Origin of the sequence: Lunatimonas salinarum, assembly GCF_017811155.1 — a bacterium.
GTDB classification, from domain to species: Bacteria; Bacteroidota; Bacteroidia; order Cytophagales; family Cyclobacteriaceae; genus Lunatimonas; species Lunatimonas salinarum.
On the sequence record NZ_JACVCV010000015.1, the window covers coordinates 106,176 to 127,511 of the forward strand.

Below are 21,336 nucleotides of genomic sequence, written 5' to 3' on the forward strand. Positions count from 1 at the left end.
CCAATCCAACTGGGCGATTTTAAGGGCCTCTATTGGACGGTATTCTCGTCTCTACCTGCCACTAACCGCATGAAATTCAGCAGGTAGCAGGATCATTTTTTTTACAAAAAGATTGCGTTGAACCAAACTTTTGGATACTTTTATATGCAAGTGGTAAAAAGTGGGGGATTGTGGTAGATAGTGTTTGAGTATTTATTACTTTTGTCTTTGCGGAAATTTTTGAAAAGGTATGGGACTCTTCATGGGAGATTATTTATGTAAACTTGACGCCAAAGGGCGGCTGGTTCTCCCTGCCAGATTAAAATCCGCGCTTCCCGAGTCACCCAACAACGAGCTATACCTACGCAAAGGCCTGGAGAGTTGTCTGATTTTAAGGACGCACTTGGAAGCAAAAAAAGAATACAGCCGATTGGCCAACCTGGACGACACCGACGAAGACGTACGAAACTTCAAACGGGCCTATTTCCGGAGAGAAATCATCGTGGAGATGGACAGTGCGGGACGCATACTGATCCCTAAAAACCTATTGGCCTATGCCAAGCTGGAAGATTCCGTAAGTGTGGTGGGCATCGGTAATCACATTGAAATATGGAACACCGAGCTATTGGACACCAAGGAAGAAGAGGTATTGATTGATTATGCCAAATTAAACAAGGCACTGCTAGGAAAAAATGGATAACACCACCTATCATATCCCCGTCATGCTAGATGCATGTATCCAAGGGCTCCACATTCAGCCCAATGGAGTTTACGTGGACCTCACTTTTGGTGGAGGGGGACATTCCCGTGCGATTTTGGCGCAGTTGGAGGGTGGACACTTGTATGGGTTTGACCAAGACAGTGATGCGCTGATCAATGTGCCCGATGACAACCGCTTCACCTTCGTGCAGGCCAACTTCCGCGACTTGAGGCGCTACCTAAAGCTCTATAATGTCTTAAAAGTGGACGGTATACTAGCCGATTTGGGCATTTCATCCCATCAGATTGACGAGCCGGAACGGGGTTTTTCGACCCGCTTTGATGCCGATCTGGATATGCGCATGAATCAGTCGGGAGACCTCTCCGCTGCCACCATCCTAAACGGCTACGACGAAACCGAGCTGCACAAAATTTTCGGTCAATACGGAGAAGTTACGAACGCCAAAAGCCTGGCAAGGGCCATCGTAGCCGAGCGGGCCAATACCCCCATCCAAACGATCGCACACCTAAAAAGGCTACTGGAGAAGTTTGCTCCCCGTGGCAAGCAGCACAAGTATTTTGCTCAGGTATTTCAGGCACTACGCATCGTTGTGAACGACGAGCTGGGTGCGTTGAAAGAAATGCTGGAACAAAGCGCAGAACTGCTGAATCCGGGCGGCAGGTTGGTCGTGATGAGCTACCACTCACTGGAAGATCGGCTGGTCAAGAATTTTATTCAAAAAGGGAAGTTTCAGGGAGAAGTAGAAAAGGATTTCTATGGAAACCTCCAACGCCCGCTAAATCCCGTGAATCGCAAGGCAATCACTGCTGACGAAGCGGAAGTAAAACGCAATAGCCGGGCCCGAAGCGCAAAACTCAGAATAGCAGAAAAAATCTAGGTATGGCAGGCAATACGTTCAAACAAAAGATGAAAGGTAACTCCGGTGCAGCCACGCCACGGGGGAGATACAACCTGTTTGCATTTATCGAGCGCAAACTAGCTCTTACCGGAATATTTGGAGAAGGCATTCCCGTCGGATTGGTCCCCCCATTTCTCTATGCGGCACTGCTGGCATTGATATACATCTGGAGTAACCACAAAGCAGAAAACACCATTCGGAAAATCGAGGCCCTACAGCAGGAGGTGGAAGATATCCGGGCGGATGTAACCACGCTGGAGGCCGCCTTCATGTATGCGAGCAAACAATCGGAAGTAGCCAAGAAAATTGCCCCCATGGGCATCGAAGAAATAGATAAGCCACCCTTTAAAATTATCGTTGAGAAGTGAACATCAAGCGGTCTATATTATTTCGGGTAAGAATTGCGTTTCTCCTCACCACCCTACTCGGTGGTGCGATCTTTTATCGGATCAGCACCATACAGCTGGTGGACGGGGAAAAATGGCAGGAGATCTCAGAAGATATCCACCTGCAATACCGACCGGTTAAGGCCACTAGAGGAAATATCTACAGCGGCGACGGCAGCCTATTGGCCACTAGTCTTCCCTTCTACCGGGTAGTGCTGGATCCGTCAATTGCCAAAGAAGAAAAATTTCGTTCGGGCATAGACTCGCTTTCTTCCCTATTGGCGGGTTTTTACAAAGACAAATCCGCCACTGCCTATAAGCGGTTGATCTTGGATGCCAAAAACAGCGGTAAAAAATACCTGATACTCAATCGCAAACACATTGGCTACCAGGAAAAACTCGCCATGATGAAATGGCCCATACTCCGCGACGGACGCTTGGGCGGAGGCGTTATCTTCGAAAAGGTGGATCAGCGGTACCGCCCCTTCAAAAACCTAGCAGGCCGTACCATCGGATTTCTGAACGAGGACCAGTACGGCGTGGGGATTGAATACAGCTTTAACGAATACCTCCAAGGGCAAAATGGCGAAGCCCTCTTTCAAAAAATAGCCGGAGGAAGCTGGAAACCCCTGCACGATGCCGAGGACCTAAAACCCGAGGACGGATACGACATCACCACTACCTTGGACATCAACATACAGGATGTGGCCGAATCAGCGCTGCTACGTCAGCTGATGAATAAAAATGCGGAATTTGGATCCGTCATCGTGATGGAAGTGGCCACCGGGCACATCAAAGCCTTGGCCAATTTGGAAAAAAACAAAAACAGCTACGGGTACGGAGAATACTATAACTATGCGGTGGGCGAGCAAGGCCTGACAGAACCCGGATCCACCTTTAAGTTGCTATCTATGATCGCCCTACTGGAGGAAGGGAAAATAAGCCTGAACGACAGCATAGATACCGGAAATGGCGTGTACAAGTTTTATGACCGCTCCATGCGGGATGCAAAAACGGGGGGATTCGGAAAAATCACGGTAAGGGAGGTTTTTGAAAAATCTTCCAATATCGGCGTGTCCCGTCTGGTCAACGAGCACTTCGGTGCCACTCCCACCAAGTACCTCCAATATGCCTCCAAAATGGGCCTGGATCAACCGCTGGGATTTCAGCTAAAGGGAGAAGCCATCCCATTTTTCAAAAAGCCCGGCACCAAGACCTGGTATGGCACCACACTGCCCTGGATGTCCATTGGCTATGAAGTGAAAGTAACCCCCCTGCAAACCCTCACCCTTTACAACGCGGTGGCCAACAACGGGCGAATGGTAAAGCCCATGATCGTGCAGCGCATTTCCCGGGGCAATGCGACCGAAGAGTCATTCGATACCGAGGTGATCAATAAGCAGATTGCCTCTAAAAAAACCATCCAACAGCTTCAGTCGCTTCTGGAGGGTGTGGTGGAAAATGGCACCGCGCGAAACATCCAAAACGACAACTACAAGATCGCCGGAAAAACCGGTACAGCCCAAAAACTGGTAGGAGGAAAGTATACGCAGACCTATTACACGTCCTTCGTAGGCTATTTCCCTGCCGACAAGCCAAAATACAGCGCGATCGTGATCATCGATAGCCCAAAGGGATTCCAAGCGTACGGGGGCGACATTTCTGCACCCGTGTTCAAAGAAATAGCAGATAAAATCCACGCACAGGATCTACAAATGGATCCGGAGAAAAAAGTAGTGAAAAACGAACAGCCTTATGCAACGGACCTTCCTTACATTCAGGCGGGCTTGACCGAGGAACTTCAGATGCTTTGCAATCGATTCGGCATCTCGAACCACTACCAGGAAGAAGAGCGCTGGGTAAAGTCCCGTGTAAGCAATAAATCGATTCAGTGGGTGTCCAATCGAGTGGTCAATCAGCGCGTGCCGGACGTTTCGGGCATGACTCTCCGAGATGCATTGCATATCCTAGAAAATGCCGGACTACGGGTACAGTATACGGGCAAGGGACGGGTAAAAAACCAATCCCTTAATGCAGGAGCGACGATATCCAAAGATCAAATCATAAAACTGACGTTGGGTTGATGAAACGCTTAAAAGACATATTGTATAAGGTGTCCCTTATCTCCGCCAAAGGAGACATGGAAACACCTATTTCCCAAATCACCTTTGACAGCCGAACCGTTGCCGAAGGTGAGCTGTTCGTGGCCATTCGGGGTACGCAGACCGATGGACACACCTACATCGAAAAGGCCATCGAAAAAGGATGCACCGCCATTGTATGTGAGCAGTTTCCTAGCGAACTGGCAGATGCCGTCACCTATGTACAGGTCACGGATTCCTCCCGCGCCTTGGCTTGGATGGCTGCCAACTTCTATGAGCATCCGTCCAAAAAACTGAAATTGGTCGGCGTGACCGGCACCAACGGCAAGACCACCATGGTCACCCTGTTACATCAACTCTATCGTGAGCTCGGTTACATGGCGGGGATGCTCTCTACCGTAGAAAACCGGATAAACGACAAGGTCGTAGCTGCCACCCACACGACCCCAGATGCCCTATCCATCAATCGGCTGCTCGATCAGATGGTGAAATCAGGCTGCACCCATTGCTTTATGGAGGCCAGTTCCCACGCCATCGTGCAGGAACGCACCGCAGGTCTCGCCTTCAAAGGCGCAGTGTTCACCAACATCAGCCACGATCACTTGGACTACCATGAAACCTTTGACGCTTACATTAAAGCGAAGAAAAAGCTCTTTGACGAACTGCCGCAAGGGGCCTTTGCCCTGGTAAATGCAGACGACAAACGCGGCATGGTCATGGTGCAAAATACCCAAGCAAGCATCTATACCTATGCGCTGAAATATCCGGGAGATTTCAAAGCCAAAATCATCAGCAATACCCTGCACGGCATGGAGCTTGACATCGAAAACCAATCGGTATGGTTTCGGATGATCGGTGAATTCAACGCCTATAACCTGCTGGGAGTGCTGGGTACCGCCTCGATTCTGGGCGAAGAGAAAACCGAAGTCCTGATGCAACTCTCCCAATTGCGAGGCGCCAAGGGCCGGTTTGAGCAGGTGCTGCATAAAGACATCACGGCCATTATTGACTATGCACATACACCGGATGCGTTGGAGAATGTGCTTAAAACCATTCAAAACCTGCGAACAGGCGGCGAAAACCTGATCACGGTGGTAGGCTGTGGTGGCAATCGGGACAAAGGCAAACGACCAATTATGGCAAAGATCGCCTGTCAGTACAGCGAAAAAGCCATCTTTACCTCTGACAACCCCCGCGACGAGGACCCTGCACAGATCATTAGGGAAATGGAAGCCGGCATCAACCCGGTAGATCAGCGGAAGACCCTATCCATTTCCGACCGGCGGGAGGCCATCAAAACCGCCTGCGCCATCGCCCAAAAAGGAGACATCATCCTAATTGCCGGAAAAGGTCACGAAGCCTATCAGGAAATCAAAGGCATAAAATACCCCTTTGATGACAAGGAAACCGTGAAGGAATTATTGAATTTAACCCATTCTGCCTAATGCTATACCATATTTTTGACTATTTGGACCAAGCGTTTGATATACCCGGAGCCGGGGTATTTCGGTACATATCCTTCCGGGCGGGAATGGCTGCATTATTTTCGCTGATCATTACCATCACCTTTGGCAAAGGCATCATCAGCTGGATCCGTAAACAGCAAATCGGTGAAACTGTCCGGGAACTGGGTCTTCAGGGACAGATGGAAAAGCGGGGCACACCGACTATGGGCGGACTCATGATTATAGCTGCCATCATCGTACCCACCCTCTTGTTTGCCAACATATTTAACGTATACATTCTCCTACTTCTGGGCACCACCGTTTGGTTGGGAGGAATCGGTTTTCTGGATGACTACATCAAGGTCTTTCGCAAAAATAAAGAAGGACTTGCCGGGCGCTTTAAAATCGTAGGTCAGGTGGTCATTGGCATCGTAGTTGGCGCCACTCTCTACTTCCATGAAGATGTCGTCATTCGGGAGTTTAACACAGCGGTATCTATTGAGGAAGGCGTGGTGGCCACACCCAGCTTCCAAGATGTCAAGTCACTGAAAACCACCATACCATTTCTAAAAAACAACGAACTGAACTACAACGTGGTATTCGGGTTTTTGGGAGACTTCTTTACGCCGATTCTGTACATTGCCCTTGTGATCTTTATCGTAACGGCGGTGTCTAACGGTGCCAACATTACAGACGGCATCGATGGGCTTGCGGCAGGCACCTCCGCCATCATCGGACTGACCATCGCCATATACGCCTACATCAGCGGAAACGCCATCTTTTCCCAATACCTCAACGTGATGTTTATCCCCAACTCCGGGGAGCTTGTGATCTTCTGTGCGGCATTTGTGGGTGCCTGTGTGGGATTCCTCTGGTACAACGCCTACCCTGCACAGGTATTTATGGGAGACACGGGTAGCTTGATGATCGGAGGGGTGATTGCCGTGCTTTCCCTCACGCTGCGCAAAGAATTGCTGTTGCCTTTGCTATGTGGCATCTTCCTGATCGAATTGCTTTCGGTGATCTTTCAGGTCAGCTACTTCAAATACACCAAACGCAAATACGGTGAGGGCCGGCGGATATTTCTGATGTCCCCCCTGCACCACCACTACCAAAAGAAAAACATTCCAGAACCCAAGATCACCGTGCGTTTTTGGATACTGGGAATATTATTTGCCATCATGGCCCTGGCCACCTTAAAACTGCGATAAGATGATGGAACGAATAGTCATACTGGGAGCAGGAGAAAGCGGCGTAGGGGCAGCCCTACTAGCTGCACATCGGGGCTATCCCGTAATGGTCTCCGACGCGGGCACCATTTCCGAACCCCGCAAAAAGCTGTTATCCGAAGCCGGGATCCCCTTCGAGGAAGGCGGGCACAGCGCGGGGCTTTTTGACCAGGTAGATAGGGTCATCAAGAGCCCGGGAATTCCCTATTCCCTGCCCATGATTCAGGAACTGCAGCGCAAAGATGTCCCCGTGGTAGACGAATTGGAATTTGCCAGCTCCTTTAGCTGCGGAAAAGTGATCGCCATTACCGGCACCAATGGAAAAACCACCACTACCTTACTGACCTATCACCTGCTGAAGGAGGCCGGACTGGATGTGGGTTTGGCCGGAAACGTGGGGAAAAGTTGGGCAGGACAATTGGTGCATGGGGACCACGACTGGTGGGTTTTGGAAACGAGCAGTTTTCAGATCGAGGGCTTTCGTACCCTAAAACCCAAAGTCGCCATCCTACTGAATATCACCCCGGACCACCTGGACCGATACGGTTATCAGCTTGACGCCTATGCGGAAGCCAAGTTCAAATTGGTGGACACCATGGGCCGGGAAGATCATTTTATCTACTTCAACGAACAGGACATCATCCGGAATCGGGCAGAAAGCTGGGAAAGCAGCATACACCGATATCCCATCGCATGGGACCCTACCTATAGCACAAGCCATTTTGTGCAGGACGAGTTGCTGCACATCATCCAAGAAGGCAAAACGGTGCACATTGACCTGGCAGAAACCAACCTGCGCGGAAAACACAATCAAATCAATGCCTTGGCAGCTATCCAAGCAGCGTTGATCGCAGGCCTCTCGGAGGCGCAGATACGCCGCGGGCTAGAGACGTTCGTCAATGCCCCCCACCGAATGGAAGCCGTGGGAACGGTGCAGGGCATCCGGTTTGTCAACGACAGCAAGGGCACCAACGTAGACGCAACCGCCTACGCCCTGTCGGCTTACTCAGAACCCCTCATATGGATTGCCGGAGGGGTGGACAAGGGCAATGACTACTCGGTGCTGCTGCCTCTGGTAAAGGACCGGGTAAAACACCTGATATGTCTGGGAAAAGACAGCGAAAAATTGAAAAAAGCCTTTGGCGGGGTGGTTCCCCGCATCAGCGAAACACAATCCATGGATGAAGCCATCAACTTGGCGGTAGCGCATGGACAACGCGGGGACCTGGCGCTGCTGTCACCCGCCTGTGCGAGCTTTGACCTATTTAAAAATTACGAGGACCGCGGTGATCAGTTTAGAACCGCCGTAAAACGCATGGAAGAAAGGAGGCCATTGTGACCCGCATCAAAAACTGGATGGAGGAAAACCTGAAGGGCGATCCCATTATCTGGGGGATTGTGATCCTGCTTTCCCTTATGAGCATTCTGGTGGTGTACTCCGCCACGGGGTCCTTGGCATACCGTACTGCCGGTGGCAATACAGAACGGTACCTCTTCAAGCACGGGGCACTGGTAATCGCCAGCCTCATCGTGATGTGGGCGGTACACAATATACCCTATAGGTACTTTGCCAAACTCAGCCTGTTGGCCCTTTGGGTAAGCATACCGCTGCTGGCATTCACGTACTTCTTTGGTTCTACTATCAACGAGGCCAACCGCTGGCTGACCATTCCCTTGATCAATCAAGCCTTTCAGCCTTCTGATTTGGCAAAACTGGCGTTGATTTCAGCCGTAGCCGGCATGCTGGCCAAGCGGCAGCGCAACATCGATGACTGGAAACGTGCCGTAGTTCCCATTCTGATTTGGATAGGTATCATCTGCACGTTGATCGCCTTTGCCAACATGTCTACGGGGGTGATGCTGTTGGCTACCTGCATGCTGCTGATGTTTATTGGGCGGGTGCCGGTAAAGTTTCTCGCCATGGTCGTGCTGGTAGGCATATTGAGCCTGACCACAGCCATCTTGCTGGGACAACGGGGGGAAACGTTCTTCCAACGTATTGAGAAGTTTATGAGCGACAGCGACGAGGATCTGCCGTATCAGGCCAAGCATTCCTACATCGCCATCGCTACAGGAGGCATTGCGGGCAAGGGTCCGGGAAAAAGCGAACAGCGCAACGTACTGCCCCACCCCTATTCCGATTTTATCTATGCCATCATCATCGAAGAATACGGCATGATCGGAGGTGCCACGGTATTGTTTCTGTACCTGGCCTTGCTCTATAGGGGCATGCGCGTGGTCGCCATTTCTACCCGCCCCTTTGGAGGCCTTCTTTCGGCCGGGCTCAGCTTTGCGCTGGTCATACAGGCCATGATCAACATGGCGGTGGCCGTAGGGCTGGTCCCGATTACCGGCCTGCCCCTTCCCATGGTCAGCATGGGAGGTACTTCCCTGATTTTCACCGGAATCTCCTTGGGCATCATCCTAAGTGTAAGCCGGGGAGATCACGAAGATGGCTTTGTAGCCGAATCACCAATGGAACGAAAACTGGCAAGAGTAGCCTGAAATGATAACGGAACGCAGGACATATCGCATCATCATCAGTGGCGGCGGCACAGGCGGACACATCTATCCCGCCATCGCTATCGCCAACGCCTGGATGGCTGCCCATCCAGAAAGCGAAATCCTGTTTGTGGGTGCGGAAGGAAAGATGGAAATGCAGAAGGTTCCCGAGGCTGGCTATGCCATCGAGGGGCTGAAAATTGCCGGATTGCAGCGAAGCCTTTCCCTCAAAAACCTCAGCTTTCCTTTCAAAGTCTGGAATAGCATCAACCGTGCACAAGGCATTCTCGAACGCTTTAAGCCAGATTTGGCCGTGGGGGTGGGAGGCTATGCCAGCGGACCGGTCCTCTTTGCCGCACAGCGCCGGGGCATTCCCACCGTTATACAGGAACAAAACTCGTATGCGGGGCTCACCAATAAACTGCTGGCCAAAAATGCCCGGGCAATCTGCGTGGCCTACCCCGGTATGGAGCGCTTTTTCCCGGCAGAGCGGATTCACTATACCGGAAACCCTGTTAGGAGCGATATACTCGCGCTGGAGGGGAAAGAAGATGCTGCCAAAACGGCGTTTGGGTTGGACACCACCAGAAAAGTCATCTTGATACTCGGCGGAAGCTTGGGTGCACGTACCATCAACGAGGCGGTGGCCGCAGCCATGGCCCAATGGGAAAGCAATGGCTACCAAGTACTCTGGCAGACCGGGAAGTTTTATTTTGACGAAATGAAGGAACGGGTAGGCCGGTCCGGCCTCAGGCATATTCATCCGCAGGAATTTATCCGGGAAATGGACTTGGCTTATGCGGCCGCGGACTTGGTGGTTTCCCGAGCGGGGGCCCTTTCGGTATCGGAACTTAGCCTGGTGGGAAAGCCGGTCATCTTCATTCCCTCTCCCAACGTGGCGGAGGACCACCAAACCAAAAATGCCCAAACCTATGTCTCCGCGGGAGCGGCACGGATGTTGCCGGATGGGGAAGCAATCGCCAAGTTGGGCAGCTTGCTGGAGCAGCTGGTAGAGGATGAAGCTGCTTGCCGACAACTCGGCAACAACATCCTGCAACTGGCCAAGAAAAACGCGGCCGAAGAAATCGTAGCGGTCATGGAAAATTGGATCAAATGAACTTGAAAAACCTACATAGCGTCTATTTTCTGGGTATCGGCGGCATCGGCATGAGTGCCATTGCCCGCTGGTTCAACCACATCGGCGTGCCCGTATGGGGGTATGACAAAACACCCTCCCCCCTCACCCAGTCCCTGGAGGAGGAAGGCATGGTGATCACTTATACCGATAAGGTCGGTGAGTTGCCGACAGCCTTTTTGGAGAGCACCGAAAACCGGCTGGTGATCTGGACCCCTGCCATCCCCAAGGACTGTGTGTTGAAAAACCACCTGGTGGAAAAGGGATACCTACTGAAGAAACGCTCCGAAGTGCTGGGCATGATTACGAGGGACATGTACTCCGTAGCGGTGGCAGGGACCCACGGCAAGACCACTACTTCCTCCATGGTGGCCCACCTACTCAAACACGCCGGTAAAAACATTGCAGCCTTTTTGGGCGGCCTGACCCAAAATTATCAGAGCAACCTGATTTTACACGATGAGGGCAGTGAAGAACAACCCATCGTCGTGGTAGAGGCGGACGAATTTGACCGCTCCTTTTTGCACCTGCATCCCAATATTAGCATCCTGACCAGTGCAGATCCAGACCACCTCGACATCTATGGCGACGGGTCACAGGTCATGAATGGTTTCCGAAGCTTTCTGGCACTTACTGCTGCGGATGGCAAGGTGATTGGCCAATATCGGGCATTGGAAAAGCTAGGAACGCTCCCAGAAATCTCCTCTGAAATAATCCCCTACGGCATCAATAGCCAAGGCATTTGTGCTGTCAACATCGTGGCAGGCATCCTAGGATTCAGCTTTGACTACGTGGACAAGGACGGCGAGATCAGCGGACTTTACCTGCCCATGCCGGGATTTCACAACATAGAAAATTCCTTGGCAGCCATTGCCGTGGCCCGGCACTTCGGTGCGAGCGATGAACAGCTCAAAGCCGGCTTGGCAAGCTACAAAGGGGTGAAACGACGATTTGAACTGGTCTATCAGGACGAAGAGCGGGTATTTATCGACGATTATGCCCACCATCCAGAGGAGATCCGGGCCTTTCTCGGATCTGTCCGGGCGATTTATCCTTCGAGAAAGCTGACGGCTGTATTTCAACCCCATTTGTTTACGCGAACCCGCGATTTTGCGGAGGGCTTTTCCGAAAGCCTATCTCTGGCGGATGAAGTCATCCTGCTGGATATTTATCCCGCCAGGGAAATGCCCATTCCGGGAGTGACATCCTCCATGCTGTTGCCGGCGATTCATTCCACAGAGAAGAGTCTAAAGAGCAAGGAGGAATTGATTCCCTACCTGCAGGAGTCGAAACCCGAGGTATTGGTCACGATCGGGGCAGGAGACATAGACCGACTGGTAAAACCTATACATAACTGGCTAAGCGATGGAACAAGGTAGAAAATGGAAACTGAAACGCTGGGTTATCTTCGCCTCGCTGGGCCTGATCCTGACCCTGTACATTGGCTTTGTGGAGTTTCGGGGAGGCCATAAGACATTTGACGGCATAGAAGTCTACGTAGAGGGCGTCAGCGAACTCTATTTTGTAGAGGAAAAGGAAATCCTGCGTATGCTGGAAAACGAATTTGAGCAACTGAGGCCAGGCGTAGCATTGAGTGACATCTCTCTCTATGAGCTGGAAAAAAAGGTGGAGAGCCATCCCTTCGTGAGAGAGGCAGATGTATATGCCGATTTAAAAGGAAAAATCATGGTGAAAGTGGCCCAACATATTCCCTTAGCACGCATCGTGCGGCCCACGGCGGCCGATGCCTACATCAGCACCGAGGGCAAAATCCTGCCCACCTCCAACAACTTCACCCCGCGGGTGATCACCTTGGAAGGCCGGGGGGCGGAACGCATCCTGGAGCGCGGGACACTGACCCCGGAACAGGAATCCTTGCTGGAACTGATCCACTATATCCACGAAGATAACGTGTGGCAGGCACAAATCAGCGGCATGGAGCTGCTCGCCAACGGCGACGTACTCCTACAGCAGCAGGTGGGCAAGCAGGTCATCGAATTTGGAAAACCGGATCATATAGCCGAAAAATTTAAAAAAATCGGCATCTTCTATACCGAGATCGTGCCGCAAAAGGGCTGGAATGCCTACGAGCGGGTCAATGTGAAATTTAAGGATCAGATCATTTGTGAATAATCAACGCGCTATGGAAAATGAAAAACTAGTCGTGGGCTTGGACATCGGCACCACTAAAATCTGCGCTGTTATCGGGCGCAAAAACGAGTACGGAAAACTGGAAGTCCTCGGTATGGGCAAAGCCGTATCAGAGGGAGTCACCCGGGGCATCGTCACCAACATCGACAAGACCATCAATGCCATCCAAAAGGCGGTGAACGAAGCCTCCGAGATGTCCAATGTGGACATCGGCGAGGTGATCGTAGGCATCGCAGGTCAGCATATCCGCAGCTCGGTACACCACGGTGTGATCATCCGTAGCAGCCAGGACGACGAGATCACCGTGGAAGACGTGCGCCGCCTGGCAAACGACATGGAAAATATCATCGTGCCGCCCGGCAACAAGATCATCCACGTGATGCCCCAGGACTATACCGTGGACTATGAAGACGGGGTGAAAGACCCGGTAGGCATGTCTGGGGTCAGGCTTGAGGCGGACTTCCACATCATCACCGCGCAGAGCTCTGCCATTCACAACATCAACAAATGCGTCAAGCGTGCCGACTTGATCTCCAAGGACTTGATCCTGGAGCCCTTGGCCAGTTCCCTCTCCGTGTTGAGTGAGGAAGACAAAGAAGCCGGCGTCTGCCTGGTGGACATTGGCGGCGGCACCACGGACGTGGCCATCTTTCACGAAAACATCATACGACACACCGCAGTGATCCCGTTTGGCGGCAATATCATCACCACCGACATCAAGGAAGGGTGCATGGTGATGCAGAATCAGGCCGAGCTGCTGAAAACCAAATTTGGCAAAGCACTGGCCGAGCGCGCCAACCCCAACGAGATCGTTTCCATACCGGGATTGCGAAACCGTCCCCCCAAGGAGATCTCCGTAAAAAACCTGGCTTCCATCATTCAGGCCAGGATGGAGGAAATCATCGAGATGGTACAGTCGGAAATCGTGGCAAGCGGAACCTACAAGAAGCTCGCGGGCGGCATCGTGCTTACCGGCGGCGGGTCCCTGCTAAATGGCGCTTCCCAGCTCTTTGAGTACGTCACTGGTCTGGATACCCGTATCGGCTATCCCAACGAACACTTGGGCAAATCCAAGATAGAAGAAATCAAAAGCCCCATGTATGCCACCACCGTTGGATTGGTCTTGGCAGGATTCAAGGCACTTGACGACCGGGAGGAAACCTACCGCGCCAAGGAACTCACCAGTCTACAACCCCAAAATGGCAAAAACAAAATCGGTCGTGCAGAGAATGGGTCCAAGGACATCTTCAGCAGCATTACCAAAAAACTGAAAAATTTCATCACCGATGATTTGGGAGATGAAACGCCGGGCTACTGATCCCAGTCCGGATAGCATGCGCATTTTCCATTTACGCACAACTTTAGCCAATACCATACATCGTTCACCAAAAAACGAGGAAAACGTCAGAAATTATGAAAGACTATCAATTTGACATCCCAAAAAACCACAAATCAATCATAAAAGTGATTGGCGTGGGTGGAGGCGGCTCCAATGCCGTAAACCACATGTACAATCAGGGAATTAAAGACGTGGAGTTTGTGGTCGTCAACACAGACGCACAGGCGCTGAAAAGCAGCCCCGTTCCCCTGAAGATCCAGATCGGCACCCACCTTACGGAGGGATTGGGTGCGGGCGCAAATCCCGAAAAGGGAAAACACGCCGCCATGGAAAGCAAGGAAGAAATCCGCGAACTGCTCTCCGACAATACCAAGATGATCTTCATCACCGCCGGTATGGGCGGAGGCACCGGCACCGGTGCGGCACCGGTGATCGCCAAAATCGCCAAGGATATGGACATCCTCACCGTGGGCATCGTCACGGCACCCTTCGTCTTTGAAGGCCGAAAGAAAATGTCCTCGGCCCAACTGGGAATAGAAACGCTACGTGAAAACTGCGACACGGTCTTGGTCATCCTAAACGACAAGCTGCGGGAGATCTACGGAAACCTCCCCATCCGGCAGGCCTTTGGCAAAGCCGACAACATCCTGACCACAGCGGCCAAGTCCATCGCAGAGATCATTACCATCCACCAAGATGTAAACGTGGACTTCGAAGACGTCAAGACCGTCATGAAAGACGCCGGGGCAGCCGTAATGGGCTCCGCGACGGAAGAAGGCGAAGACCGTTCCATCAAGGCCGCAGAGAAGGCCATATCCTCTCCCCTGCTCAACAACGTGGACATTCGCGGTGCGCAAAAGGTGCTCCTTTCCATCATGTCCGGCGAGGAGGAGGAACTCTCCATGGACGAACTGAGCGATATCACCGAATTCATCACCAGCAAGGCCGGTGACAATGCGGAGGTAATCTTCGGTCAGGGAATTGATTCGGATCTGAAAAAAGGCATCCGCGTGACCGTGATCGCTACCGGGTTTGAGCCCGAGTCCATCACCGAGAAGCATCAGATCATGGGACAAAAGGCGGACGACTCAAAAAAAGTCATCGACCTGGAGTCCGGAAAAACTTCTAAGGTGGAGGAAGTTGGCGCTCAGACAGGTCAGCAGTTTTCGTTTGTGATCCCCACACCTATACAGCCGGAGCAGCCCAAAATAGCGGAAAAGCCCCAACCGGAACCCAAAGCGCAATCCGAGCCGCCCATCGTGCACAACCTAAACGACAAGGTGGATCAGGAGGAGGAGTTCATCTTCGAGAAAACCGTGCCTACGCCGGAACCGAAAAAGGTGCTCACGCTATTTGACAAGGCTGACAACAACTACGTGCCGCCCAAGCCCAAACCGGAACCGGAAACCAATCCGCACCTGTCGTATTACAACGAAATGCGGGAATCGGCGGTAAGAAGGGTGTACGAAAAGTTTGAGCGGCTGAAGCAGAAGCGTTCCGTGGACCAGTCACCGGAGGAGTTTAAGGAAAAACTGGAGGTGCCCGCCTACCTGCGCAAGAATGTGCAGCTGCAGGACGTGGGACACAGTTCCGAGCGGAACCTTTCCAAGTTCAACCTAAACGATGACAACGAAATCATCAGCAACAACCGCTTTTTGCACGACAACGTGGACTAAAAAGCAATCAGTAGCTCTGCCTGTTCTCGCAATAAGTCAAGGTACAATCTGTTGGTGAGCAGACGGCCTGACATGTTTTCCTCGATCTTTGCCAATCTTGGCTTAAAGGCGAGCACATGCATTCCCAGGTAATGAAAGACGTCGGTCAGGTGGCTCATGGCTATACTGCCACCGCCGACACCTGAGGAAATCCCCACGAGCGCACATTTCTTATGCCGAAAGCTGTTTGGATAGGTCATGCCGTCGATAAACGCTTTCAGGATACCTGGAAAAGAATGGTTGTACTCCGGCACGATAAAGACGTACTTGCTGCCGGCTTTTACCTGATCGTGTACTTTGTTGAAGTTCGGGTTCTTCCCGTTGTTTTCATAAAGCGCCGAAAACAAAAAGTCATCCGGCAGGTCACCGAGATTGACGATCTCGGAAGGTTGGCCCATGCCCCTGAGCAGCTCCTGATATTGAATCGCGATCTGTTCGGAAATGGATGGCTTGCGGTTGGTACCTACGATTATTTTTATCATGCGTGCTTATCGGATTTTTTATAACTTCATTACTACAACCAACCGCTGGGTAAAGTTTCTTTAGAAAGCGAATAAATTAGGGGAAGTGGGGGAATAGATCCACCGAATGGGCTAATTTTACCTTTTTCCACCTAAATTGTTTGACGCATGCCTACGAACCAAATCGCCCAATCCCATATCCAAAAAATCGGTGAGGCCTTTCAATACCTCAGTGACTGCTTTGAATCCTCCCCTGCCATCGGCATCATCTTGGGTACCGGACTGGGCAGTCTGATGGACGACCTGGAGCTGGACTGTGAGGTAAACTACAAGGATATCCCAAACTTCCCCGTTTCCACCGTAGAATCCCACGCCGGCAAGCTGCTATTTGGCAAAATCCAGGGAAAGCCCGTGGTGGTGATGAAGGGGCGGTTTCACTATTATGAAGGATACACCATGAAGGAAGTGACCTTTCCGGTGCGGGTGATGAAACAGATGGGCATCAAACACCTGCTGATCTCCAATGCCTCCGGCGGGCTGAATCCCGATTACCAGGTGGGAGAATGCATGGTGATCGAGGACCATATCAACCTCTTTCCGGAAAATCCCCTAGTGGGTAAAAACCTCGACAGCATGGGTCCCCGCTTTCCCGATATGAGCGAACCCTATGCAAGGGACCTGGTAGCGGTGGCCATGGATTACGCGCAGCAAAACGGGATTCCCCTGCATAAGGGCGTATACGCCGGAGTGACGGGCCCTACGCTGGAGACGCCTGCCGAATACAAGTACCTCCGCGCCATCGGGGCAGACGCGGTGGGCATGAGTACGGTGCCCGAGGTGATTGTGGCGCGCCACATGGATATCCCCGTCTTTGGGATCTCGGCCATCACTGACCTGGGGGTGCCCGGCAAGATCAAAAAGATCGCGTTGGCCGATGTGATCGATGCGGCAAAGACCGCCGAACCGGTGATGACCCGAATACTGCACGAGGTGATCAGAGGCTTGTAAGCAGGAGGTGGGGCTAGATGCCTTCTCCCGGTGGCTCGATTTGGAACCGCTTTAGGTTGCGGTTCATATACGCCTGCCAGGTAACCACATTAACCTTTTCCTGGTCCGCGTAGGCATAGCCAAAATCGTAGCAAAAATAATAGTAATTGCCTTTTTGGGTGATGTATTGGTGGGTGTAGAAATCAAAATCGAACCCTTGGCTGTCCAATACCTCCCTGCGAACGCTGGTAAGACCTATTGGGTTGAGACCCTGTAGGATCCGGCGGTTTTTCCGCAACACTTTGTTGATATCCAAAATCGTCTTTTCGCTCCGGCGCTTATTCCGGTTGTGCCGCTGAAACCTGCATTGGTCCGAGCAATATACTTTATCTTCCCGGCCGTGTAAGACCGTTCCACATTCTGGACATTTTCGTTCCATAACCGTGTTTTTACACGTGTATAAACGTTTATACACGTGTAAAAACACGGATAATATACGATAAAGTTGCTTTTTGGGAAACAAAAAAAAACCATGGAAAAGAAACCGACCGTATACCTGAACTTCTTGGACCCAAATCGGACTGAAAACGTGTATTTTAGACTAGGAAAGGGACACCCATTACGGGGGAAGCTGGACGGCCTTACCTGGCTTCATTACTCAACAGTGCATTGTCGGTGGGAAATGCCCTATTCCGAACAGTGCCTGCAACTACTCCGGCAGATCTGTGGTCCTGGCATCCTGGTAAACACCTATTACCTGAACCGCGTGCAGCCCACCTATGCGGCCGAGTGGCAAATCACAAAGGCTACCCTACCCCCATCTACCCCAGATCAGCGGTCAGACCTCCCTACCCTATGGGCTATACCCATCGTAGAAGCCGGCAAAACGATTATCCGGTACCGCTTTTCGTACAACAAACCCATCTACCAGCTATTGAAATCCCTATCCTTTATCTCCTGGAACACCAAATACCGCAGCTTTGTGGGTGAAAACCATGCTGAACATTTCAAACAATTGATCGAATCGCTTCGGGGAATAGCCATATTGGCCTTTCGCAACGACTATCAGATCAAAGACATGGCACTGCTCCAAGCGTATCAAGCCCAATGGCTAAAATCCGATCAGCAAAGGCCTTGCCGGCTGGTCTTTCTCCAATGGATGCAGGCGAACGAAAAACACTACCTGATCCTGATGCTGCTGTACGGCGGAGGATTGCGTATCGGAGAAGTGCTCAACCTAAAGATTACCGACCTAGAAGTTGACCGCAAAATGATCCGTATACGGCAGGCAAAAGGTAAAAAAGACCGATATACCCTATTGCCCGCCGCTATACTGGACCGGTTACAGCAATACCTACGAGCTACAAAGGCAAAGGAATTTGTATTTGAGGGGCAGTTTGGCGGAAAATACAGTAGCAGCAGCATTCAACAGTTTACCCGAAAGTACGCGGCTATAGCCGGCATCAAAAAGCGCCTGCACCCCCATATGCTAAGACACAGCTTTGCCACGCACTTGCTGGAAGGCGGTACGGATTTACGGTTTATACAGCAATTGTTGGGGCATAAATCGACCAAGACGACCGAAATCTACCCCCACGTAGGCCGACGGAACCTGGGTCAGATCACCTCACCCGGTGATTTGTAGGATAGCTAACAAGTATTGAAATGAAAAAGCTAGTTGCCTATAATCGGAATTTCGCTAAATTTAGAAGTCTAACCCACTGGGTACATAGGACAGCTAACCGCAAGGGGTTGCGGTTAGCCGGTAGTTGTAGTACATTTTGAAAATGAAGAACTTCTTAACAATATTTCTGATTTCTATTTTAGGAGTCAGTTGTTCAAAAAATGATTTTAAAAACACCAATCTTTATTTGGAGTTTGACAAAGAAGAATATCAATCAAATGACAACTTTGAATTGACTATTCGAATTGTACCTATTGAAAATGAAAAAACTATCGGAATTTATAAAAACCTAAATAATATTGAAATTTCATTTTTATCAAAGGGAGAACAATTTGGATTCCACCAGGTATTAAACGAACGTTTCATCGAGGGATCAAGTATGAGTGGAGATGATAGAGAATATATTGAGGAATTTACTATATCAAAAGATAAACCATTTGAAAAAAAGCTTTTTGGAAAAATTTCCGAATCTGAAAACGAAATAATATTTGAAATATCTGAATTGAAATTAACGAAAAAAATAAATAAAAACGATTTAATAGAAGATCAGAATATTTTAGTCAAAGGAATATGCAGAACAGTGTATGGAATAGAAGGCAAGTCATTTGAGGTAAAAGAATTAAAAATAAGAGTTGAATAAAAAACGGGCTACAGTCGAGTAGGTAAAGGGGAATCCCACCCCTAAACCTCTCACAGAACCGTACGTGAATCTCTCGATTGTTCATGATGGATTTGTTTTTAGTTATATTCACGAATGCTTGGGCATTTCATACGGCTCTTATTATGCAGTCGGTTATGGTCTGTTATGCTAGACTAATTTGTAGCCCAGTTCCCAATGGTAGAACAGGTTTGGATAAGAAACGGTAACTTGTCTAAGCCATTTAACTGCCTTGACTTTGCTTCTGTAACTGGAAAACAACAATGCCCCAAAATCGGCAACTTGGAATACCCCAAAAATGGCAACAATAATACACCAGTAAGTTTCCCAATGGGGCATGCCCCATTGGGAAAACTGCACTAATTTGCTGGTCTACCAAAACTAGCAGTTTATGAATGTGTATTTGAACTAATTTATGGTTTGTTTCGAGATCCACCGCCTTCACCGGGAAGGTTTTTCCATGCGTAAGATCAGTGAGGAACTGGTCATTGACCGAAGGACAGTCAGCAAATACCTGTCCATGGATGAGCGGGATTTTGAGCGGCACCCTGAAAGGCAAAGCTTCCGGCACAAGCTGCTGGATCCCTAGACGGATTTTGTCTGGGAGCGTCTGGAGGCTTTCCGGGATACTTTACTTTGGCTGCCCAAATGCACGATTGGCTCAAGGAACATTATGCAGACTTCCCCAGGGTATCGCCAAGGACGGACTTCAACTTTATTTGCTGCTGCTCTCAGAACTGGCCCAAAGCTCACGCTTTGTCCTCTGCGGCATCTACCGAAAAGGGATTGTTGGACACGGGCTTTGCAAAGTTCCCGATCTTCGGGATAAGGGATGCTGAAAAATCAGCACACCCTCTGGAATAGTATGGTACCTTCAATACCAGATGCCCATGCCGGTCACAGAAAGGTCACTTCCATCAAAGCAGGCCCGATCACGCCTTGGCAACTCTTTGGATTTTAGGTGCTTTCATTGCATCACAAAAATTTCCGCTCAGATGGAAGCGAAATACCGTTAGTGGCAGGCAAAAAACACTACGTGTGAAATCTATTTTGTTTGCACGTGCTTTAAATTTGATTTAATTTTACACGTACAAGAACTTAAGATAGGAGGAGTGTAAAATGAATACTAAACTGACACTTACAATAGAGAAATCGGTAATTGAGAAAGCTAAAAAGTACGCATCAGGAAAAGGCAGAAGTCTTTCTGACATAATAGAAAATTACCTAAAAATTATTACGAAAGAAGAACAATCAAAGGAAGTTGAACTGACTCCCATCGTGAAATCTTTAAAGGGGACATTTAAAGAACCCCGAAACTTTGATTATAAATCGGAACTCTCAAAAAGACTTGCTGAAAAATACCTGTAAGAATGAAAAGAATATTGATTGACACTGACGTTATTCTGGATTTCTTTTTCGACAGAAAACCCTTTTCAGACAATGCCGCTAACGTATTGGCCCTTTGCGAATCTAAAAAAATTACAGGCCATATTACGTCAGTGATTATTAGCAATGTATACTATTTGTTGAGACAAACGGCGAAGCACGAAAAAGTGGCTGATAAATTAAATCAGTTAATCTCCATAACTGAGGTGTTGACCACTGATAAAGAAACAATATTGCGGGCTCTGAATTCACCTTTTAAAGACTTTGAAGATGCTTTACAGAACTATTCCGCTGAAATAATCGGAGACATCGATGTAATAGTCACTCGTAATACTAAGGATTTTAAAAACAGTGCATTAGGGGTTATGACTCCGGAGAGTTATTTGAAGTTAATAATTGTAGACAATCGAGGCCCTACCTGAGCTAAATAGCTCAGGATGAAGCCCAAAAACCGCTCTGGATAGCTATCGGGATACGGGTCTCGTCCTCCCCGCGGCCTGGCACCTTGCTAAAATTATCCGACTCGGCGGACCATTTCTTAATGCTCGGTCCTCTCAC

At 50.0% G+C, this 21,336-nt stretch carries 21 protein-coding genes; 19 read left to right on the plus strand and 2 right to left on the minus strand.

What is annotated here, in order from left to right:
• Positions 1-229: 229 nt before the first annotated feature.
• The 13 genes from mraZ to ftsZ all read left to right on the plus strand — a co-directional run bounded on the left by mraZ (position 230) and on the right by ftsZ (position 15,563).
• Entirely contained in the window at positions 230-679 is a 450-nt protein-coding gene (gene mraZ / locus IAQ59_RS17185) for a division/cell wall cluster transcriptional repressor MraZ (RefSeq protein ID WP_209332074.1), read from the plus strand.
• Entirely contained in the window at positions 672-1,577 is a 906-nt protein-coding gene (gene rsmH, locus IAQ59_RS17190; RefSeq protein ID WP_209332075.1) for a 16S rRNA (cytosine(1402)-N(4))-methyltransferase RsmH, read from the plus strand. The genes mraZ and rsmH overlap by 8 nt, the downstream gene beginning before the upstream one ends.
• Before the next feature lie 2 nt (positions 1,578-1,579).
• On the plus strand, positions 1,580-1,966 hold the full coding sequence (locus IAQ59_RS17195) for an FtsL-like putative cell division protein (RefSeq protein ID WP_209332076.1): 387 nt from the start codon (positions 1,580-1,582) through the stop codon (positions 1,964-1,966).
• Positions 1,963-4,068 (plus strand): penicillin-binding protein, encoded by a 2,106-nt coding sequence (locus IAQ59_RS17200; protein WP_209332077.1) that lies wholly within the window; start codon positions 1,963-1,965, stop codon positions 4,066-4,068. Before IAQ59_RS17195 ends, IAQ59_RS17200 begins: the two co-directional genes overlap by 4 nt.
• Entirely contained in the window at positions 4,068-5,531 is a 1,464-nt protein-coding gene (locus tag IAQ59_RS17205) for a UDP-N-acetylmuramoyl-L-alanyl-D-glutamate--2,6-diaminopimelate ligase (RefSeq protein WP_209332078.1), read from the plus strand. Before IAQ59_RS17200 ends, IAQ59_RS17205 begins: the two co-directional genes overlap by 1 nt.
• Positions 5,531-6,742 (plus strand): phospho-N-acetylmuramoyl-pentapeptide-transferase, encoded by a 1,212-nt coding sequence (mraY, locus tag IAQ59_RS17210; RefSeq protein ID WP_209332079.1) that lies wholly within the window; start codon positions 5,531-5,533, stop codon positions 6,740-6,742. Before IAQ59_RS17205 ends, mraY begins: the two co-directional genes overlap by 1 nt.
• A gap of 1 nt (position 6,743) precedes the next feature.
• On the plus strand, positions 6,744-8,099 hold the full coding sequence (gene murD, locus IAQ59_RS17215) for a UDP-N-acetylmuramoyl-L-alanine--D-glutamate ligase (protein ID WP_209332080.1): 1,356 nt from the start codon (positions 6,744-6,746) through the stop codon (positions 8,097-8,099).
• Positions 8,096-9,265 carry an FtsW/RodA/SpoVE family cell cycle protein gene (locus IAQ59_RS17220; protein ID WP_209332081.1) on the plus strand — a complete coding sequence of 390 codons (1,170 nt, stop codon included), beginning with the start codon at positions 8,096-8,098 and terminating at the stop codon, positions 9,263-9,265. The genes murD and IAQ59_RS17220 overlap by 4 nt, the downstream gene beginning before the upstream one ends.
• Position 9,266: 1 nt before the next feature.
• Positions 9,267-10,379: an undecaprenyldiphospho-muramoylpentapeptide beta-N-acetylglucosaminyltransferase gene (gene murG / locus IAQ59_RS17225; RefSeq protein ID WP_209332082.1), complete on the plus strand. Its 1,113-nt coding sequence runs from the start codon at positions 9,267-9,269 to the stop codon at positions 10,377-10,379.
• On the plus strand, positions 10,376-11,776 hold the full coding sequence (gene murC, locus IAQ59_RS17230; RefSeq protein WP_209332083.1) for a UDP-N-acetylmuramate--L-alanine ligase: 1,401 nt from the start codon (positions 10,376-10,378) through the stop codon (positions 11,774-11,776). Before murG ends, murC begins: the two co-directional genes overlap by 4 nt.
• Positions 11,763-12,530: a cell division protein FtsQ/DivIB gene (locus IAQ59_RS17235; RefSeq protein ID WP_209332084.1), complete on the plus strand. Its 768-nt coding sequence runs from the start codon at positions 11,763-11,765 to the stop codon at positions 12,528-12,530. Before murC ends, IAQ59_RS17235 begins: the two co-directional genes overlap by 14 nt.
• Before the next feature lie 10 nt (positions 12,531-12,540).
• Positions 12,541-13,866, plus strand: coding sequence for a cell division protein FtsA (ftsA, locus tag IAQ59_RS17240; RefSeq protein ID WP_209332085.1), 1,326 nt, complete (start codon positions 12,541-12,543; stop codon positions 13,864-13,866).
• A 95-nt stretch (positions 13,867-13,961) separates the two neighbouring features.
• On the plus strand, positions 13,962-15,563 hold the full coding sequence (gene ftsZ / locus IAQ59_RS17245; protein ID WP_209332086.1) for a cell division protein FtsZ: 1,602 nt from the start codon (positions 13,962-13,964) through the stop codon (positions 15,561-15,563).
• On the opposite strand, the gene IAQ59_RS17250 is transcribed toward ftsZ, so the two are convergent.
• Positions 15,560-16,084 carry an NADPH-dependent FMN reductase gene (locus IAQ59_RS17250; protein ID WP_209332087.1) on the minus strand — a complete coding sequence of 175 codons (525 nt, stop codon included), beginning with the start codon at positions 16,082-16,084 and terminating at the stop codon, positions 15,560-15,562. The two genes, ftsZ and IAQ59_RS17250, sit on opposite strands and share 4 nt — an antisense overlap.
• Before the next feature lie 147 nt (positions 16,085-16,231).
• Here IAQ59_RS17250 and IAQ59_RS17255 point away from each other — a divergent pair, with 147 nt between their 5' ends.
• Complete coding sequence (locus tag IAQ59_RS17255) at positions 16,232-17,071, plus strand: purine-nucleoside phosphorylase (protein ID WP_209332088.1); 840 nt, start codon at positions 16,232-16,234, stop codon at positions 17,069-17,071.
• Between the two features lie 13 nt (positions 17,072-17,084).
• Here the strand turns inward: IAQ59_RS17255 and IAQ59_RS17260 are convergent, their stop codons facing one another.
• Positions 17,085-17,489, minus strand: coding sequence for a hypothetical protein (locus IAQ59_RS17260; RefSeq protein WP_209332089.1), 405 nt, complete (start codon positions 17,487-17,489; stop codon positions 17,085-17,087).
• A gap of 93 nt (positions 17,490-17,582) precedes the next feature.
• On the opposite strand from IAQ59_RS17260, the gene IAQ59_RS17265 reads away from it, so the two are divergent.
• From IAQ59_RS17265 to IAQ59_RS17280, 5 genes are all read left to right on the plus strand, one after another.
• On the plus strand, positions 17,583-18,695 hold the full coding sequence (locus tag IAQ59_RS17265) for a tyrosine-type recombinase/integrase (protein WP_209332090.1): 1,113 nt from the start codon (positions 17,583-17,585) through the stop codon (positions 18,693-18,695).
• A 142-nt stretch (positions 18,696-18,837) separates the two neighbouring features.
• On the plus strand, positions 18,838-19,374 hold the full coding sequence (locus tag IAQ59_RS17270; protein WP_209332091.1) for a hypothetical protein: 537 nt from the start codon (positions 18,838-18,840) through the stop codon (positions 19,372-19,374).
• A 478-nt stretch (positions 19,375-19,852) separates the two neighbouring features.
• Positions 19,853-19,981: a hypothetical protein gene (locus tag IAQ59_RS22530; protein WP_280867972.1), complete on the plus strand. Its 129-nt coding sequence runs from the start codon at positions 19,853-19,855 to the stop codon at positions 19,979-19,981.
• Positions 19,982-20,511: 530 nt separating this feature from the next.
• Positions 20,512-20,760: a DUF6364 family protein gene (locus IAQ59_RS17275; protein WP_209332092.1), complete on the plus strand. Its 249-nt coding sequence runs from the start codon at positions 20,512-20,514 to the stop codon at positions 20,758-20,760.
• A 2-nt stretch (positions 20,761-20,762) separates the two neighbouring features.
• Entirely contained in the window at positions 20,763-21,200 is a 438-nt protein-coding gene (locus tag IAQ59_RS17280; RefSeq protein WP_209332093.1) for a type II toxin-antitoxin system VapC family toxin, read from the plus strand.
• Positions 21,201-21,336 lie beyond the last annotated feature (136 nt).

Excerpts from the sequence above, each read along its gene's own strand:
- mraZ (WP_209332074.1), top strand. The coding sequence starts at position 230 with ATGGGACTCTTCATGGGAGATTATTTATGTAAACTTGACGCCAAAGGG.
- rsmH (WP_209332075.1), top strand. The coding sequence starts at position 672 with ATGGATAACACCACCTATCATATCCCCGTCATGCTAGATGCATGTATC.
- IAQ59_RS17195 (WP_209332076.1), top strand. The coding sequence starts at position 1,580 with ATGGCAGGCAATACGTTCAAACAAAAGATGAAAGGTAACTCCGGTGCA.
- IAQ59_RS17205 (WP_209332078.1), top strand. The coding sequence starts at position 4,068 with ATGAAACGCTTAAAAGACATATTGTATAAGGTGTCCCTTATCTCCGCC.
- mraY (WP_209332079.1), top strand. The coding sequence starts at position 5,531 with ATGCTATACCATATTTTTGACTATTTGGACCAAGCGTTTGATATACCC.
- murD (WP_209332080.1), top strand. The coding sequence starts at position 6,744 with ATGATGGAACGAATAGTCATACTGGGAGCAGGAGAAAGCGGCGTAGGG.
- murG (WP_209332082.1), top strand. The coding sequence starts at position 9,267 with ATGATAACGGAACGCAGGACATATCGCATCATCATCAGTGGCGGCGGC.
- murC (WP_209332083.1), top strand. The coding sequence starts at position 10,376 with ATGAACTTGAAAAACCTACATAGCGTCTATTTTCTGGGTATCGGCGGC.
- IAQ59_RS17235 (WP_209332084.1), top strand. The coding sequence starts at position 11,763 with ATGGAACAAGGTAGAAAATGGAAACTGAAACGCTGGGTTATCTTCGCC.
- ftsA (WP_209332085.1), top strand. The coding sequence starts at position 12,541 with ATGGAAAATGAAAAACTAGTCGTGGGCTTGGACATCGGCACCACTAAA.
- ftsZ (WP_209332086.1), top strand. The coding sequence starts at position 13,962 with ATGAAAGACTATCAATTTGACATCCCAAAAAACCACAAATCAATCATA.
- IAQ59_RS17250 (WP_209332087.1), bottom strand. The coding sequence starts at position 16,084 with ATGATAAAAATAATCGTAGGTACCAACCGCAAGCCATCCATTTCCGAA.
- IAQ59_RS17255 (WP_209332088.1), top strand. The coding sequence starts at position 16,232 with ATGCCTACGAACCAAATCGCCCAATCCCATATCCAAAAAATCGGTGAG.
- IAQ59_RS17260 (WP_209332089.1), bottom strand. The coding sequence starts at position 17,489 with ATGGAACGAAAATGTCCAGAATGTGGAACGGTCTTACACGGCCGGGAA.
- IAQ59_RS17265 (WP_209332090.1), top strand. The coding sequence starts at position 17,583 with ATGGAAAAGAAACCGACCGTATACCTGAACTTCTTGGACCCAAATCGG.
- IAQ59_RS17270 (WP_209332091.1), top strand. The coding sequence starts at position 18,838 with ATGAAGAACTTCTTAACAATATTTCTGATTTCTATTTTAGGAGTCAGT.
- IAQ59_RS22530 (WP_280867972.1), top strand. The coding sequence starts at position 19,853 with ATGCGTAAGATCAGTGAGGAACTGGTCATTGACCGAAGGACAGTCAGC.
- IAQ59_RS17275 (WP_209332092.1), top strand. The coding sequence starts at position 20,512 with ATGAATACTAAACTGACACTTACAATAGAGAAATCGGTAATTGAGAAA.
- IAQ59_RS17280 (WP_209332093.1), top strand. The coding sequence starts at position 20,763 with ATGAAAAGAATATTGATTGACACTGACGTTATTCTGGATTTCTTTTTC.